Origin of the sequence: Shewanella amazonensis SB2B (assembly GCF_000015245.1) — a bacterium.
GTDB classification, from domain to species: Bacteria; Pseudomonadota; Gammaproteobacteria; order Enterobacterales; family Shewanellaceae; genus Shewanella; species Shewanella amazonensis.
Genome location: NC_008700.1, coordinates 2,802,482 through 2,819,314 on the forward strand (window position 1 = coordinate 2,802,482; position 16,833 = coordinate 2,819,314).

Here is a 16,833-nt window from a genome sequence, read left to right on the forward strand (position 1 = left end):
ATTCACCTTACATCAAACCCACCTGAGAATACGTCCGTTAACGCACCTTTTTACGGCAAGTGTACAGTGAAAGCTGGTCTCCCTTCCCCCTAGTTAAACAAACTACCATATTTCATTTAAATACCAACAAAACAAATGCTTAAAAAACAATCAATTGAACATTATTGGCCGCTACACTGAGTAATATGCCCCCCCCTTGAGGATGAACAGGTGAAGATGGACTTGAACACTGGCAAATTACTTGCGTAGACTGCAGCTCTATCTATACATTGTTCTAAAAACATACCGCAGCGTCAAAGAAGTGGCTATTTGGTATCCCGATCCAGCAGGAGTTTCAGGCATGAGTATCGAAAGTTCCGTAACCCCCATATTTTCGGTAACTCAGTTTGGTGAGACCTACCTTCCCAGCGTCAATCGTACCTTGTTCGAAAATCAACCTTCAGAAAAGTTATTCGAACGAGAATATCCAAACCTTTTCACAAAAGAAAATCACCTCTATGTGATAGTAGGGACAGATTCCGGTTTATTGGCAAACTACGTACTTGAACACAAGCTTCCAAAGGGCAGTCGCTACCTGTTTGTCGAACTGGAATCAGTGATGGCTTTAATGAATATAGAAATACCTGAAAACGTGAAGGACAGAGTAAAGGTACACTCTCTCGCCACGTTTGCTGAGGCCATAGAACAAGACCCTATACCGGTGTACTTTATAAAAAAAGCGACCAGAACCTATAAATCCCAAGCCGCAAAATATGCCTATATCACTGAATATGTGTCCCTGCTAAGTAACGTTGAAAAGATAATGGAGCAGCAGACCTTTGTTCATTCAGAAACGCTGAACCAAAAACTGTTTGTAAAACGTCAGCTGGAAAATGTGGCAGACAATCTTGTACCGGCCAAAGTACTTTCCGAAAGTTTTTCAGGCAAGAGCTGTATCATCCTCGCCGGCGGCCCCTCCCTTGATGAAAGCTTACCCTGGGTAATAAATCATCAAGAAGAGCTTGTCATTTTTGCAGTTTCAAGAATTTGCCGCCAGTTATGCTCAATTGGCTTAATCCCGGATATTGTCGTATCGGTTGACCCCTACGAAGCAAGCTTTGATGTCAGTAAAGAAATGCTAACGCTTCCTGAATCGGTATTGTTTATCAACAGTAATCATATCGAACCCCGATTACTGGCTAATTGGAGAGGTCCCTCTGTTTACACAGGTAGCTATCTTCCATGGAACAGTGAGGAAACTGACGCCAATATCTCAACGGTTGGCCCCACTGTTACGAATGCAGCAGTCAAAGTTGCAGCCAGTATGGGATTCGAGCAGATCTTATTGGCTGGTACCGATCTTTGTTTTTCCAGCTCTGGAGATACCCACGCTAAAGGCAGTTTGGAAGCCGCCGCTGGCGCCAATATGAGCATCATTGGCGATTGGGTCGACACGTATAACGGTTCCAAGGCTGAAACGTCTATCCAAATGGTACATGCACGGGAAGCGCTTGAATATGAAGTAACCCAACTCCAAGCGGGTCAAAAAATATTCAACTTATCTGCCCAAGCCGCCATGGTTAAAGGAATTGAACATAGGCCCACATCCAATATCCAACTATCCGGTCCCTTGGAGAAAAGCACAGTTATCACCAAACTGACTCAACCACCGCCAAGGAAAGAGCGTATCCAAAAAATTTCGGATGCCAAAATTCAACTGAACAAAGCATACGAGTCGCTTAAGTCAATACATGATGCCAGTGTCGAAGCGCTTAAAATCAACACTGTCCTCAAAACAACAAAATCAAGCCACAGTGATGCTTACTATCGTTCGTTATTAGGACGGATAGACAAAATTGAACAGCAGCTGTCTGAGCGTTATTCATCAATGTATCAATTTATTAAGTTTTTCGGCTATGCCGAATTTACTCAGTTCCTTACGCCGACTGACAGTAGCGAGTGGCAGCGAAAGGACCTCTTTTTTATGTCGGACGCATACTACAGAGCTGTACGTTCCAGCGCTGAACAGTTGATACAACTCATTTCCCAGGCTCAGGAAAAAGTCAGCTTACGCTTGGAGGAATTATCCCCTAACGCAAACTCTGGTGTGTTGTTCAGAAAATGGGCTGAGTATCAGGAATTTGGTCGTGCCATGATATGGCAAAAAGCCAATATGGGCATACTCTCCGGGCTGCAGCTAGGGCAAATTCAAGCATTGAATGAAAAGTTTAATGAACTGATTCATCAAAAATCGAATTACTCAAAGCGAATTGAAAAAAGCCATTCGAAGCTGGACCAAGTAGAAAGAAAGCTTCTGCTGCTGCAAAGCACACACAATGGCTTTGGCCTGTCGCAACTGGCGGCAATTCTGAAAAGTAGAGCCGCGACAGATAAAGAAGCGGGAAGATTATACAGGCTGGCAGACTGTTTTTATCATCAGTTGAAGGGAGAGCATTCACTCGCGCTGGGCACGCTCCTCAAGTTAGATGAGTCACAGCTCACAGAGCGGGAATTCAAGGAAATGGCCTCCCTTGGCCTCAAGGTGCAAAAACCTGAAATCTCCTTGCTGGCGCTGGACAAATTGATTGAATACAGCGACGAGTATTATCCCCTCTACGCCAGTGTGCTTAAATTGACTGGTCAGTATCAACACGCCGCCGAAACCTATCTTGAGTACCTGAATAAGTACCCGGGTGATGTGGTGACCTGGATTAAGTTTGGCCAGTTTATGGTGGAAGCGGGTGAGCGGGACATGGCTATCAGCGCCTTCCATCAGGCAGAACAGGCGGATCCCGGTAATGCCGTTGCCAAGCAATATTTAAGCGAACTCTATCACCAATAAGGGACGCACCTTTGCCTGTGGGCGGCATCTGGCTATAATGCCGCCCAGCCGTACTGCTTTCCCACGCAGCTTTTCCACTCAACCAGGAGCCTCTTTTGCAAACCAGTCACATCCCCCTTGAGCAGTACCGTCGCAAGTGGATTTTCAACAACAAAGACCTGCCGGTAAGCGAAGATGACAAGGCCTGTATTTATCCTCTGGATGATAAAAGTGCCATGGCGGTGTGGAAACAATTGGTGAGTGATAAGGCCAGTGCGTCAGAGCATTTCTCCAAGGCCGATTGGGGCGGCCGCCCTAAAAGCTGGGTGAAAAGCGACATCTGGCAAGACGCCTGGGACAGTGAAGACCCTGCCCTGCCTGCCGTTGTGGCGGCTCATTTTGAGTGGCCAGACGATACCCGGGTGTTCTTTTGCTACGACAAATATCAGGCCATCGAAACCCGCTGGGATGTGTTTGTACGTAACTGGAAATGCTTTCTGTTTTTTGATGATGGCCCACTGCTGATGTCAGACAGCCAGCCTCAGGTTGCGCTCTTTACCCAGGATGGCAATGTGCAATTGGGCGTTCGCAGCTAATATCTACCCAGGTCGGTTTCCTCCCGCCCTGCCCCTCTTTTTTCCCGGAGCCGTTATGAAGTCACTCCTTTCCCTGCTGTTACTCTGCCTTTCTTTTCAGGGTGTTGCCAAAGAGGTTGCGGGTATAGCCCTGCCCGATAGCCTGTTGCAGGATAATCACGCCTATGTGCTCAATGGCGCCGGGGTACGCAGTAAATTTTTTATGGACCTATACGTCGGCAGCCTCTATCTAACCACCACAGCCGACACAGCCGATAAGGTGATGGCACAGGATAAAGCCATCATCCGGCTGGATATTCTGTCTGACCTTATCACCAGCGAGAAAATGCGTAACGCAATTAACGAAGGCTTTGAAGCCGCAACCGATGGCAAACAGGATGACGCCATGAAGGCCAGCATCGCCACCTTTATGACGCTGTTTGAAGCCGATATCAAACCAGGCGACAACTTCGTGCTGATTGCTGGCCGGGATGGCGTGGAAGCCATCAAAAATGATGTCCCCCTACCTAAAGTAGGTGATGCAACCTTTGCTGCGGCCCTTCTGAAAATCTGGCTCGGCGAGCATCCGGCCCAGAAAAGCCTTAAGCAGGAAATGCTCGGACGTTGATGCATCATCCCTAAGACCAAAAAGGACCCTGTGGGTCCTTTTTGGGTTTCTGCATTGTTCAGCGCTAACGGTTTTACCGCCGTGTATTCTGGAGCTGCAATGGATTAAAACTCGACTTTAAACGCCAGTGCCAAAGCCGCCTCGTTGGAGAGTTTTTCCCGCTCCCCGCTGCCCAACTCCATTTCACCGTTAAACATCATGCCAGCATAGGTATTGAGGCTTACTTTCTGGCCAATCTGCCAGCCAAGGCGTAAAAATCCAACCCATTCGTCAAATTCTACGGTTTGTCCGTTGTCATCCAGCAACACCCGCTGGCTTCGGCGTGAACTGCCAAGCCCCAATTGCCATGCTGGCGACATTTCATAGATAATTTCAAGCCCAGCAGGACCACTGAAACCCGCGTCAAAGGGGTTGGTCAGCACAAAAGCGTCCGACAAACGCCAGTTAACAGCCACAAACGGGAAGACTCGGCTTTTACCTATGTCATCCAGGTAAATAGCTCCGAGGCCCAGCAAATTACCATTCTCATACCTGTGCATGGCGGTGGCGACGAGGCCCCAGCTCTGAGCATCGGACGAAGACGCAGTATCGGCCCAGGTATACTGCAGCATTGGACTCAGACTATAAAACCAATTGTCATCTCGATAACCAACCGACATCGACAGGTTGTATCTATTGATGGAGCTCCAGGGCGTAACCCGGCCCGCAAAAAGTGCCTCATCGCCGGATTGCCAACGGTAGTCAAGCACGTCATAACCCAGTGACCATCCCAGCGACCAGTTCTTATTGAGTCCATGGTTGCCTTTCAAATCGAACATATAGAGATCGCGCCCCAGGGTCGCCTGCCCCACTTCGGCATCCTGGGTACTGGCATAGGCAGCCTGAAAAGACAACGAAGGTGGACGCCCCTGCGCCATGGCGTTGGGGGTAAAGCATCCCATCAACAAGGCAAAACTGCACAGAGTGGTCAACAAGGTTGGATTACCTTTAAGGGTGCTGTTAAACGCTTTGGGGCTTTTGCTGGCAACAACCGCTGATGTAACTGATGTGGTTGACGTGATTGATATTTGCAGCGACTGGTTCGGCATCTTCATGGGGATCATCCGTGGTAAAAATATTGGGTCCAATACGCAGCAGCCGCACCTGGGATCAGCTTTTTGCGGCAGCCAAAAACATTTTCACTGTGTCTGCAAGATAGCGGGCCCGTTCACCTTCTGTTTCCTGGAGTGGTAATCCCAACTCCAACATCAGACGCCTTTCTCCGTAAAGCATCAGGCATAAACGGATTGCCGCATGGCGCACATCACCGAACCGAAATGCACCTGTCGCTTCCACCCTGGAAAAGTAGTCGCTGAGCATAGTGAGGATCCGGCTTGGCCCGCCCGCAAAATACAAACGGGAGACTTCCGGATGCGTCTCAGACTGTGACACGCAAGCCCGGTAAACCGTCAAGGCTTCTTCGCTGACAATCATGTCGCCAAAGCGACTGGCAAACTGTAACAGCACCTGTTCGGGATGCGCCACATCCGCCAGCATCTCAGGTGCTATTTCATGCACGTCGCATTTGCACTCGATAGAGGCTACAAACAAATCGTCCTTATTACCAAAGTGGGCATACACCGTTTGCTTGGACACTCCGGCTTTTTTGGCCACCTCATCCATACTGGTATTGGGAAAACCCTGGGCACAAAAAAGTGCGATTGCCGCCTCCAAAATGGCGCTGCGCTTTTGTTCACTGCGACTGGGGCTGGAAGATTGCATGGATGTCATTCATAACACTCGGTCAGGTTAAGCAAAAAAATCAGTCTAAATTTAAGCATGAAATAGACTAGACAGTCCAGTTTTACCAAAATAGACTAGACAGTCCAGTTTAACCATTTTTTAACCGGCACCCTACCGGAGCGATACCAACAGGAAACACACATGAACGCGATGAATTGCCACAGGTGGATAAAACACCTGCCCCTGCTTCTGGGGCTGGGTGTATTGTCTGCCTGTCAGGAAAAGGATGCCGGGCCATTCAATGACAGCACTCCGCCCACCGTAATCACCCAGAGCCTGAGTCTGAGTGACGGCTATCAAAGGCCGCTGGAATTCAGTGGCACCATCCGCGCTGCCAACACCACTGGTGTGGGCTTTGAATTGGCAGGCAAGCTCAGTGGCCTCTATGCCGACAGTGGTGACAGGGTACGAAAAGGCCAGCAGCTTGCGGCACTTGATACCAGTTTACTTAAAGCCGAGCAGCAGGAGCTTCAGGCTGCATTGAGCCAAAACAGCGCCGATCTCAGTCTGGCCCAATCTACGCTGAAGCGAAGCCTGGAACTCAAAAAACAAGGATATGTGTCCAGCCAACAACTGGATGAACTCGAAGGGCGACTGGGTAGCCTAGAAGGAGCCCGGGAGCGCCTTAAAGCCAGTCTGTATGCCAATACCCTCAAACTGGAAAAATCCCGGCTATTGGCCCCGTTCGATGGCAGTATCGGTAGCCGCAGTTTCAACCTGGGCGAAGTCGTTCCCCTGGGGCAACCGGTGTTCGTATTGGTTGAAGACAAAGCCGCTCAGGCCCACGTCGGGGTACCGGCGGACATCGCCAAAAGCCTCACCCAGGGGCAACTGATGGACTTACGTGTTGGCCGTGAGCACTACCGCGCCGTGCTTGCGGGGATCAACCCCTCCATCGACCCTGTTACACGCACCGTTGGGCTAAGACTGTCACTCCCCTCCGATGCCGGCGTCCTTAACGGTGAGATTGCCTACCTTCATTATCAGCAGCAGGTAAATACGCCCGGCTACTGGGTGCCAGTCTCGGCACTCACCGATGGCCTTCGGGGCCTTTGGAACCTTTATGTGGTTGAACCCCGTGGAGAAAACGAATTTGTGGTCGAGCGCCGGGACGTGGAAATCCTCTTTACCGATAGAGACAGGGCCTACCTCATTGGCGCCCTGAATGCGGGGGATCAAATCGTCACTCAGGGATTGCATAAATTGGTGGTGGGCGAGCATGTCCAGCCCATGACAGCCCTTGCCACGAGGTAAACCATGATTAAAGCCTTTGTGGAAAACGGCCGGCTGGCGGCACTTTTTATTGCGCTCTTGCTGGTCGCCGGGCTTGGCGCCATGAGTGCCCTGCCCCGGCTCGAAGACCCTCATATCACCAACCGATATGCCTCGGTGATCACCCATTATCCGGGCGCATCGGCAGAGCGGGTCGAAGCTCTGGTCACTGAAGTGTTGGAAAATCAGTTAAGGCGACTGGAAGAATTAAAGCTTATCCAGTCCACTTCCAGACCCGGCATATCGGTTATCCAACTGGAGCTGAAAGACGATATTACCGAAACCGATCCTGTTTGGTCCCGGGCCAGGGACTTAATGGCTGACAGTCGGACCAAGCTGCCGGAGGGTGCGGCTAATCCCACACTGGACGATCAGATTGGCTACGCCAACACGGTTATCCTAGGCCTTGCGTGGCGCGGTGGTGGCGAGCCAAGAGTCGATATTCTGGGGCGTTACGCCAAAGAAATGCAGAGTCGCCTGCGGCTGCTCCCCGGAACTGACTTTGCCCACCTCTATGGAGCCCCCAGCGAAGAAATACTGGTGGAGCTCGATGGCAACAAGGTCAATCAGCTGGCATTGACCCCGGGTGCCATCGCGCAAATCCTGTCTGCTGCCGACAGTAAAATTGCTGCGGGTGAAATCCACAACAGCCATTTCCGCGCTCTGGTCGAGGTGTCGGGAGAACTGGACTCCCAAACCCGTATCCGTCAGGTTCCCCTGAAGGTAGATGCCTCTGGTCAGATAATACGCCTGGGTGACGTTGCCCGCGTCAGTCGCCAATATAAGACTCCGCCGGATACTCTGGCACTCTTGTCCGGTGAGCGCGGCATCATGGTCAGTGCCCGTATGCTCAATAACACCCGGGTAGACAAATGGCTGGCTCAGGTTCGCGGCGCTGTCGCCGAGCTCGAAGCCGGTATGCCGGCCAATATCGAGGTGCAGTGGCTGTTTGAACAGGAGAGCTACACGGTTACCCGTCTCGGTGAACTGGCAATGAACCTGCTGCAGGGCTTTATCATTATCCTGCTGGTGTTAATGCTTACCCTGGGGCTTCGCAATGCCTTTGTAGTGTCACTGTCCTTGCCCCTGACCGCACTCTTTACCCTGGCGTGCATGCGCGCAGTGGATTTGCCCATTCATCAGATGTCGGTCACAGGTTTGGTGGTTGCCCTTGGGATCATGGTGGATAATGCCATCGTGATAGTGGATGCCATTTCACAGCGGCGCCAGGAAGGACAGGGAAGACTGGAAGCTGTCAGCAACACCTTAAAACACCTGTGGCTGCCGCTCGCGGGCTCCACCATTACCACCATTCTCGCCTTCGCGCCCATAGTGCTGATGCCCGGTGCCGCAGGGGAGTTTGTGGGAGGCATTGCCATTTCAGTGATGTTTGCCCTTGCCGGCTCCTACCTTATCTCCCATACCCTGATTGCTGGATTAGCCGGACGTTTCAGCCCCGCAAGTGAAGGCCACGACTGGCGTGCCCACGGTATTCGGATGCCCAAACTGGCTGCCGCCTACGAAGGGCTGCTTGGCAAGGTATTAAAACGCCCGCTGGCCAGCGCACTTCTGATAGGTCTGTTGCCGCTGCTGGGCTTTATGGCCGCAGGCCGTATGACTGAACAATTCTTCCCCCCTTCCGATCGGGATATGTTTCAGATTGAGGTGTACCTCGCTCCCCAGGTCAGTCTTGAGCGCTGCCACATCACAGTGGCCGCGATGGACAAACTGCTGGAGCAAACCGATGGCATAGAGCGCATTGATTGGGTCGTGGGTGGCAACATTCCCTCGTTTTACTACAACATCACCCAGCGCCAGCAGGGCGCGGCCAACTATGCCCAGGCCATGGTTAAGGTACGGGATTTCGACACAGCCAATGCCCTGATCCCAACACTGCAACGTACCCTCGACAAAGAGTTCCCCGAGGCGCAGGTGCTGGTGCGTAAACTCGAACAAGGCCCGCCCTTCAATGCCCCTGTGGAGATGATGGTTTACGGTCCGTCGCTGGAAGAACTCAGACGCCTTGGGGATGAAATCCGCGCCATTCTCGCTTCACACGACAAGGTGATCCATACCCGTGCCACCCTGAGCCCGGGGGCGCCCAAGGTGCAGCTCGCTGTAGACGAAGATGCCTCTCTGATGAGCGGCCTGACGCTTACCGATATTGCCAATCAGGTACAGATGGCTACCACGGGCAGAAGCGGTGGCAGCATTCTGGAGCAAACCGAGTCCCTGCCGGTGCGGGTACGCCTCGATGACAGCATGCGCGAGCAGCAGGGACGGCTTGCCGCCATTGAGCTGGTGTCCCGCGCAGGCAGTGGTATCCCGCTGTCGGCCCTGTCTCACACGCAGATCACAGTGAGCCGCGGAGCCATTCCAAGGCGCAACGGTCAGCGGGTCAACACCCTTGAGGCTTATATTCAAACCGATGTGTTGCCGGCCCGGGTCCTCGGCGACGTCCGCGAGCGCATTGATGCCCTGCCTCTGCCGCCGGGATACCACATCGAAGTGGGCGGAGAGAGTGCCAAACGCAATGAAGCTGTGGGTAATCTGCTGTCGTCGGTGGCATTGGTCATCACCCTGTTGCTGGCCACTGTGGTACTCAGTTTCAACTCCTTCCGCCTAACCGGCATCATACTGCTCAGCGCCGCACAGTCGGCGGGACTTGGACTGCTGGCTGTGTATCTGTTTGATTATCCTTTTGGTTTTACGGTAATCATCGGCTTACTGGGGCTAATGGGGCTTGCTATTAATGCTGCCATTGTGATTTTGGCTGAGCTGGAGGATGTGGCTGATGCGAGACAAATGACTCTGCAAACACTGGTTAAAACTGTCGCCAGCTGCACCCGTCACATCACATCGACGACCATCACCACGGTTGGGGGATTTTTACCGCTGATTATTGCCGGGGGCGGGTTTTGGCCACCTTTTGCGGTGGCCATTGCCGGAGGAACCGTGCTGACAACCCTGTTGTCGTTGGTTTGGGTACCTGTGATGTATCGCCTGCTGATGCAAAGAAGCGCGCAGGCTCAACTCGCGACTCAGCCTGTGTGAGCCTTGAGGGTATGATAAATTTTATCTTTCAACTCGGCGCGCTCGAGCTTGAGGGCTGAGAAGTGTTCATCTGTGGTGGGCACTTTATTGACCTCCAGACCACGGATCTTATGGTCCAGCTCGTGATAGCGTCTGGCCTTGGCACTGAATTCGCTGTCACTGGACTTAAGACTTTGGATAAGCTCACTGTAATCGGGGAACTCATTGGAAAGAAGGTGGTTTTCTCCCAGCATGATGACCTCCATATGGGTGGATGAAAAGTGTGGTTCAATATGCTGTCCACTTGGTTTGGCCCTCCGGGCCCAAATGAGATAACAGCACAAAAATCGTACAGCCTATTCACCATAAGCCGCACCTCTGACTTGTGCAAATTTGAACCAGTAAAAAGGCGCCCCTATGGGCGCCTTTTATCTCTTTCAGATTCAGTTTAAAACGTGCAGCAAAATGCTGCTCAGTAGCTAAGCCCCCAAATACCCCAGAGATTCGTGTCGTACGTTCCATCGCAGGCGCATACCTGTTAGTCATCCGTCAGGTGCGCCCCACAGATTCATTCTTGTACCATGGCAAGCTGTCACTGAGAATGTGGGCTCAGCAATGTCGAAATCACAGAGGTCTCAGGTGTCTTTGACATAGCCCAACTGGCGTAAATACCTAAACCTCCCGATGCGCTGAGTCCTCAGTGGCAATGTCCCTTTGCCCAGCTCCACGCTTTTTTTCCCTCTATTACCTTTACCGTAGCCAAGGATACAAAGCACCACTCAGCATTGCGTGCATCATCCCAAATCCATTGCATGTGATTAAATTAACAAAAGGTAAATTCAGAGTTGGAGCTTGGTCAATTTTTCGTACGCCGTGCCGATGTACATTAGTCACACCCTGCGAGTCTGTAAGGAAAAACAATGAACTATAAAGAATGGCCACTGGCCAAACAGATAGGCATTTTAGCAACTCTGCTTACCCTGGTGGTGTTTGCCCTGATGGGATTGATAGCCTACAAGTCGGCATCCAATGCTTTGCAGCAAAAAGGCACCCACGCCATGTCATCCAAGGCTGAAGCCGTTACCGACATGCTGGCACTGCAGTACCGAAGCCTTGCCACCCTCGCCCACCGCAATGCCGATGTTCTCAGAGAAATGTATCCCGGCAGCTTTTATAAATCCGGCAACACAGTCAAAGTACTGGGGCAAGACACACCGGCGCTGATGCACGACAAAGAACAAATCAACTCGACCAAGAGCAAGGTTGACCGCTATGCCAACCTCACCGGCGGCACCGCCACCGTGTTTGTGAAAGACGGCGACGACTTTTTACGGATTTCTACCTCACTCAAAAAGGCCGATGGCAGCCGGGCACTGGGGACTTATCTCGGTAAAACCCACCCGGCATACAATGTTTTGATGCAGGGTGGACAATATGAGGGCTACGCCAAACTCTTCGGTCACGACTATATGACTGTGTATCGGGCGGTTAAAAACCCGTCCGGAGAAGTGGTAGCCGTACTCTATATCGGCTTTGACATCGGCGACTCACTGACCCAGCTGAAAGCCGCAGTAAGCCGCCTGAAGGTTGAAAAAACCGGCCACTTTATGTTGTTAAACCAAAAGGATGAGGTGGTATACGCCCAGGAGAGTCAGGCAGGCGAGCCCTTGAATGCCAGTATGCTCGAGGGTCTGTCGCCTTCAGACCTGCCAGTAGGTAGCGGTGAAATGCAGTTTACCGACAATCAGGAACTGGAGAGATATCTAATCACCCGCGACATTCCCGGTTGGCACTGGCGCCTGATAGCATCGGTCCCCATGGCTGAGCTCCATGAGGAGAGTGTGGCCCTGCTCAAGGTCAACACCCTGCTGTCGATAGGCGCCATTCTGTTTATCACCCTGAGCCTGTCATGGGTGTTGCTGCGGGCACTTAAGCCCTTAACTGACTTGAAAACCCAGCTTGAAGGTCTGGGTCGGGGTGAATTGGATCAACATTGGCAAACCAGCCCTGCCGATACCCACAACGAAGTGGACCATATTCGCAACAGTGTTGCGACCATGGCGGGCAATCTGAAAACCCTGATTGAATCGCTGAAATCATCTGTCACCACACTGGGCACCATGGCCGAAGATGCCCGGCAAATCGCCGCGCAAAATGGCGATGAAGCCACAGCGCTGATGGCCCAAACCGACCAAATCGCCACCGCCATCGAAGAAATGTCTACCTCTATACGCGATGTGGCTGAGCATTCCAGTGACGGGGCGCAGCAGAGCCAGAGCGTGGACAGTGCCGCCAAAGAAGGTCAGAAACGGCTCGATGGTATGGTAGCGGACCTTGGCCGCCTCAGTGAGGTTTTGGCGGCAAGCCACGATGCGGTTGAACAGGTTTCCAAAGAGAGTGAAGCTATCAGCCAGGTCACCGAAGTCATTAACAGCATTGCCGAACAGACCAATTTGCTGGCGCTGAATGCCGCTATCGAAGCGGCCCGAGCCGGTGAGCAGGGCCGCGGCTTTGCGGTGGTTGCCGATGAAGTCCGAACCCTCGCCAGCCGTACCCAAAGCTCTATTCAGGAAATCAGTAAAACCATTGGCAATCTTCAGGATAAGGTGCGCAGCACCGCAGCCCAGATGAAAAAAGCCCATGAGCTTGGACAAAGCTGCGCCGAGCAGGGCAGTATCACGGGCGAGGAACTGGATACCATTACCGGCCGTATCGGAGATTTGGCCACAGTTTCTGCCAGCATTGCCAGCGCCACCCAGCAGCAGAGCACTGTCGCCGAAGACATTACCCGCAATCTGCACCTGATAAGTGACCTTGCCCGGGAAGGAGAGTTCCGGGCTGGCGCCACGGTGGACAGCGCCAATCAGCTCAGGGATTTGGCGCGGGATCTGACCGCGCGGATTGGGGTGTTCAGAACCTGATCCTCACCCGCAATAAAAAAGCCGCCAAAAGGCGGCTTTTTTATTTCTCGCTGAATACCCGGTACATTGCCACGTGAGCTATCAGTCATGAGTTTCATTTACCGTGCTGGAATTCAGAGCTCAATTTCAGAGCTGGATTTCAGAGCTGGATGTCAGAGCTTTTGCCTGATATCAAGGCTTAATGCAGCGTCCCACATCAGCACCAGCTCCGCTTTTAGCTCCCGCCTGACATCCTGCCAATGGCGCCCTTCCAAGGCACCTTCGAGGGCGTAGAGCAGATTAAGACTTACCGGAATTCCTGCTTGCTTGAGGCGCAACATCACTTCAATACTGCCAAGGCAATGCAAATCTTCAAGGCTGGTTATCCCTATCTCATTGAGCCAAGCCGCCGACTTGGGGCCAAGGTTGGCGGCTTTTAGAATTGGGGTCATGGGGTACTCCGAAACAAGCGGTTTGCCCCATCATAGCATCAGGATTGGAACCTCCGGAAAAAACAAACCCCGCACAGGGCGGGGTTTATCGTGTCTCAGGCGCTTATTCGTCGTCTGACTTGCGATCCATGTTTTCGGTGTTTTCAAGCCACAGGGCGTTGATAATCCCGAAGGAACAGGCCAAGAGTACGCCCAGAATCCAGGTGAAATACCACATAGCGACTCCTTATCAGTACAGTGAATGCTTGTTGTTGTCGATGAACTGACGGCTCAGACGACCATACATCTTGTAGTAAGTCCAGATGGTGTACGAGAGCACAATCGGAACAAAGATAATGGCAGCCCAGGTCATCACGGTCAGGGTCATTTCACTGGCGGTGGCATCCCACATGGTCAGGCTCACGCCCGGCTCCAGTGAAGATGGCATCACGAACGGGAACATGGCCGCGCCGCAGGTCAGGATCACACCGGCAACCGCCAGCGAGCTGAACAGGAAGGCAAAACCACTGCGGTTAAAACGGCTTGCAAGAATCACCAGCACCGGCATCGCCAGACCCAGTACAGGGAAAGCCATGGTGATGGGGTACGTCTGATAGTTCGCCATCCAGGCACCACTTACCAACTCAACGGTTTTACCCACTGGATTAGAGGCAGCGTGGGTGTCGATAGCCGAGGTAATCACATAACCATCGATGCCATTGGCGACCCAGAAACCAGCCGCGGCAAACAGTACGACCAGCAGAAGTGCCAGCAGCTGAGCGGCATTGGTGGCACGCACCCGCAGCTCGCCTTCAGTCTTCATCTGCAGCCAGGTTGCGCCCTGCATCATAAACATGCTCACGCTAACCAAGCCGGCCAACAGACCGAAGGGGTTAAGCAGACCAAACAGGCCACCGTGGTATTTGGCACGCAGGAACTCATCAAAATTGAAGGGTACGCCCTGCAGCAGGTTACCAAAGGCAACACCGATAATCAGCGGCGGCACGAAGGAGCCCACAAACAGCGCCCAGTCCCAGGACTTACGCCATTTTGGTGCTTCAATCTTGGAGCGATAGTCAAAGCCCACCGGACGCAAAAACAGCGCCAGCAGCACAATCACCATGGCCACATAGAAGCCCGAGAAAGACACGGCATAGACCATGGGCCAGGCGGCAAAGAGCGCGCCACCGGCGGTGATAAGCCATACCTGGTTACCGTCCCAGTGGGGGGCAACGGTGTTGATCATGACTCTTCTGTCGGTGTCATCCTTGCCGATAACTGGCAGCAAGGCACCCACACCCATGTCGAAACCGTCGGTGACAGCGAAGCCGATAAAGAGCACGCCGACCAGGGCCCACCAGATAAAACGCAATACTTCGTAATCAAACATAGTCTTATCCTTCCCTTAGGCTTCCAGCTTCTCGAAATGGTAGCGGCCGGTCTTGAGGCTGCTTGGGCCAAGACGGGCATACTTGAACATCAGGAAGAGCTCAATCACCAACAGCACTGAGTAGAACAGTGTGATAGAGGCGATACTGAACCAGAGATCGCTTGGGTTCAGGCTGGAGGCCGACATAAAGGTTGGCAGCACTTCAGAGATGGTCCATGGCTGGCGACCATACTCGGCCACAAACCAACCACACTCGATAGCAATCCAGGGCAGCGGCAGGCTGTAGAGCGCGGCCTTGAGTACCCATTTCTTTTCTTCGATGCGGTGACGTGTGCTCTGCCAGAAGGCCGCGGCAAACACGAACAGCATGATAACGCCCAGGCCCACCATGACACGGAACGACCAGAACAGCGGTGCCACGCTTGGGATAGAATCCTTGGCAGCGGCCTTGATTTGCTCTTCGGTGGCATCAACCACCTTGTCGGTGTAACGCTTGAGCAGCAGACCATAGCCCAGGTCTATCTTGGCTTCTTCAAAAGCCGCCTTAAGCTCAGGGTCCTTGTTTCCGGCACGCAGCTCTTCGAGCATGGCGTAAGCCTTCATACCGTTACGGATACGTACTTCGTGCTCATCCACCAGATCGCGCAGACCTGTTACTTCCTCGTCCAATGAACGGGTAGCGATAATACCCATGGCATAAGGGATCTTGATGGCGCCGTCGGTGTGCATGGTTTCCTGATTTGGAAAACCCACTACGGTAAAGGAGGCAGGAGCTGGCTCTGTGTGCCATTCGGCTTCAACGGCAGCCAGTTTCACACGCTGTACCTCACCCACCTTATAACCGGACTCATCGCCGAGCACGATAACAGACAGGATAGAGGCCATACCAAAGCTTGCGGCAATGGCGAAAGAGCGACGGGCAAACGGCAGGTCACGCTTTTTCAGGATGTAGTAAGCACTGATAGCCAGCACGAACATGGCACCAGCCACATAGCCGGAGGCCACTGTGTGAACAAACTTCACCTGAGCAACCGGGTTAAAGACCACTTCGGCAAAGCTGGTCATTTCCATGCGCATGGTTTCGTAATTGAACACAGATCCCACAGGGTTCTGCATCCAGCCATTGGCTACCAGAATCCACAATGCCGACATATTGGTACCGAGCGCCATCAGCCAGGTTACCGTGAGGTGCTGACGCTTGGAGAATCTATCCCAACCAAAGAAGAACATGCCCACAAAGGTTGATTCGAGGAAGAAGGCCATTAAGCCTTCAATGGCAAGGGGCGCACCGAAGATGTCGCCAACATAGTGAGAATAGTATGACCAGTTGGTTCCAAACTGGAATTCCATGGCCAGGCCCGTGGTCACGCCCAGGGCAAAGTTAATCCCGAACAGCTTACCCCAGAACTTGGTCATGTCCTTGTAGATCTGCTTGTTGGTCATCACGTAAAGCGATTCCATGATAGCCAGCAGAAAGGCCATGCCCAGGGTCAGGGGTACAAACAGGAAGTGATACATGGCCGTCAGCGCAAACTGCAAGCGCGATAGCTCAACAACCTCTTCAACAATCATCAGCGACTCCTTACTTGGTGCGTCCTGCTACCCTTATCCGATCCCCATCGATAAGCGCAGCAACCTTTGTAGGATAGTAAAATTTGAGTTATTGATGCCCCGGCATTCTGAATCGGTCCAGGGGCAGACATTTTGACGTCCTGGTCCATCTTCCCTGCCTGCGTGTTTTCGCCCCGATAATCCAGACTCAACTCACACTTTTGCAGCAGTTTGTGATGACCACCCGGCGTCACCGGGTGTGAAACACCCAAAAATTATTGCAATCAGGCAATTACACCTGGTTTTAAGGAGTTTCAGCAGCAATTTTATACCACCCTGAATTGACGTAAATCAATCAATGCGGGGGCTTTAAGTGGAATTTGCAACCGAGCACACATTTTGTGAGGCGGCGTGATTGACACCCCATATCCAATGGAATAGGAAAGCACCCTCACCCCACAAAAGATGCGT

Annotated in this window: 13 protein-coding genes; 6 read left to right on the forward strand and 7 right to left on the reverse strand. The window is 52.4% G+C overall.

What is annotated here, in order from left to right; genetic code table 11:
• Positions 1–340 precede the first annotated feature (340 nt).
• The 3 genes from SAMA_RS12230 (at position 341) to SAMA_RS12240 (ending at position 4,003) form a co-directional block, all read left to right on the forward strand.
• A complete protein-coding gene (locus SAMA_RS12230) occupies positions 341–2,821 on the forward strand; it encodes a motility associated factor glycosyltransferase family protein (protein WP_011760450.1) in 2,481 nt (826 codons plus the stop codon).
• Between the two features lie 95 nt (positions 2,822–2,916).
• On the forward strand, positions 2,917–3,396 hold the full coding sequence (locus tag SAMA_RS12235) for a DUF2947 domain-containing protein (protein ID WP_011760451.1): 480 nt from the start codon (positions 2,917–2,919) through the stop codon (positions 3,394–3,396).
• Between the two features lie 55 nt (positions 3,397–3,451).
• Entirely contained in the window at positions 3,452–4,003 is a 552-nt protein-coding gene (locus SAMA_RS12240) for a chalcone isomerase family protein (RefSeq protein WP_011760452.1), read from the forward strand.
• Positions 4,004–4,107: 104 nt separating this feature from the next.
• Here SAMA_RS12240 and SAMA_RS12245 read toward each other — a convergent pair whose 3' ends face one another.
• Both SAMA_RS12245 and SAMA_RS12250 read right to left on the reverse strand, forming a co-directional pair.
• Positions 4,108–5,097, reverse strand: a complete 990-nt coding sequence (locus SAMA_RS12245) for a DUF6268 family outer membrane beta-barrel protein (protein WP_049757909.1) — start codon at positions 5,095–5,097, stop codon at positions 4,108–4,110.
• Positions 5,098–5,152: 55 nt separating this feature from the next.
• Positions 5,153–5,773 carry a TetR/AcrR family transcriptional regulator gene (locus SAMA_RS12250; RefSeq protein WP_011760454.1) on the reverse strand — a complete coding sequence of 207 codons (621 nt, stop codon included), beginning with the start codon at positions 5,771–5,773 and terminating at the stop codon, positions 5,153–5,155.
• A 153-nt stretch (positions 5,774–5,926) separates the two neighbouring features.
• Between SAMA_RS12250 and SAMA_RS12255 the strand changes: the two genes are divergently transcribed.
• Positions 5,927–7,039: an efflux RND transporter periplasmic adaptor subunit gene (locus SAMA_RS12255; protein ID WP_011760455.1), complete on the forward strand. Its 1,113-nt coding sequence runs from the start codon at positions 5,927–5,929 to the stop codon at positions 7,037–7,039.
• Positions 7,040–7,042: 3 nt separating this feature from the next.
• Positions 7,043–10,111, forward strand: coding sequence for an efflux RND transporter permease subunit (locus tag SAMA_RS12260; RefSeq protein ID WP_011760456.1), 3,069 nt, complete (start codon positions 7,043–7,045; stop codon positions 10,109–10,111).
• Here the strand turns inward: SAMA_RS12260 and SAMA_RS12265 are convergent.
• Positions 10,099–10,344, reverse strand: coding sequence for a YdcH family protein (locus SAMA_RS12265; protein WP_011760457.1), 246 nt, complete (start codon positions 10,342–10,344; stop codon positions 10,099–10,101). The genes SAMA_RS12260 and SAMA_RS12265 overlap by 13 nt on opposite strands.
• A 666-nt stretch (positions 10,345–11,010) precedes the next feature.
• Here SAMA_RS12265 and SAMA_RS12270 point away from each other — a divergent pair.
• On the forward strand, positions 11,011–13,011 hold the full coding sequence (locus SAMA_RS12270; protein ID WP_011760458.1) for a methyl-accepting chemotaxis protein: 2,001 nt from the start codon (positions 11,011–11,013) through the stop codon (positions 13,009–13,011).
• Positions 13,012–13,163: 152 nt separating this feature from the next.
• Here the strand turns inward: SAMA_RS12270 and SAMA_RS12275 are convergent, their stop codons facing one another.
• From SAMA_RS12275 to SAMA_RS12290, 4 genes are all read right to left on the reverse strand, one after another.
• A complete protein-coding gene (locus SAMA_RS12275) occupies positions 13,164–13,442 on the reverse strand; it encodes a TfoX/Sxy family protein (RefSeq protein ID WP_011760459.1) in 279 nt (92 codons plus the stop codon).
• A 103-nt stretch (positions 13,443–13,545) separates the two neighbouring features.
• Positions 13,546–13,659, reverse strand: a complete 114-nt coding sequence (cydX, locus tag SAMA_RS19400) for a cytochrome bd-I oxidase subunit CydX (protein ID WP_011760460.1) — start codon at positions 13,657–13,659, stop codon at positions 13,546–13,548.
• A 12-nt stretch (positions 13,660–13,671) separates the two neighbouring features.
• Complete coding sequence (gene cydB, locus SAMA_RS12285; RefSeq protein WP_011760461.1) at positions 13,672–14,811, reverse strand: cytochrome d ubiquinol oxidase subunit II; 1,140 nt, start codon at positions 14,809–14,811, stop codon at positions 13,672–13,674.
• A 15-nt stretch (positions 14,812–14,826) separates the two neighbouring features.
• A complete protein-coding gene (locus SAMA_RS12290) occupies positions 14,827–16,383 on the reverse strand; it encodes a cytochrome ubiquinol oxidase subunit I (protein ID WP_011760462.1) in 1,557 nt (518 codons plus the stop codon).
• Positions 16,384–16,833 lie beyond the last annotated feature (450 nt).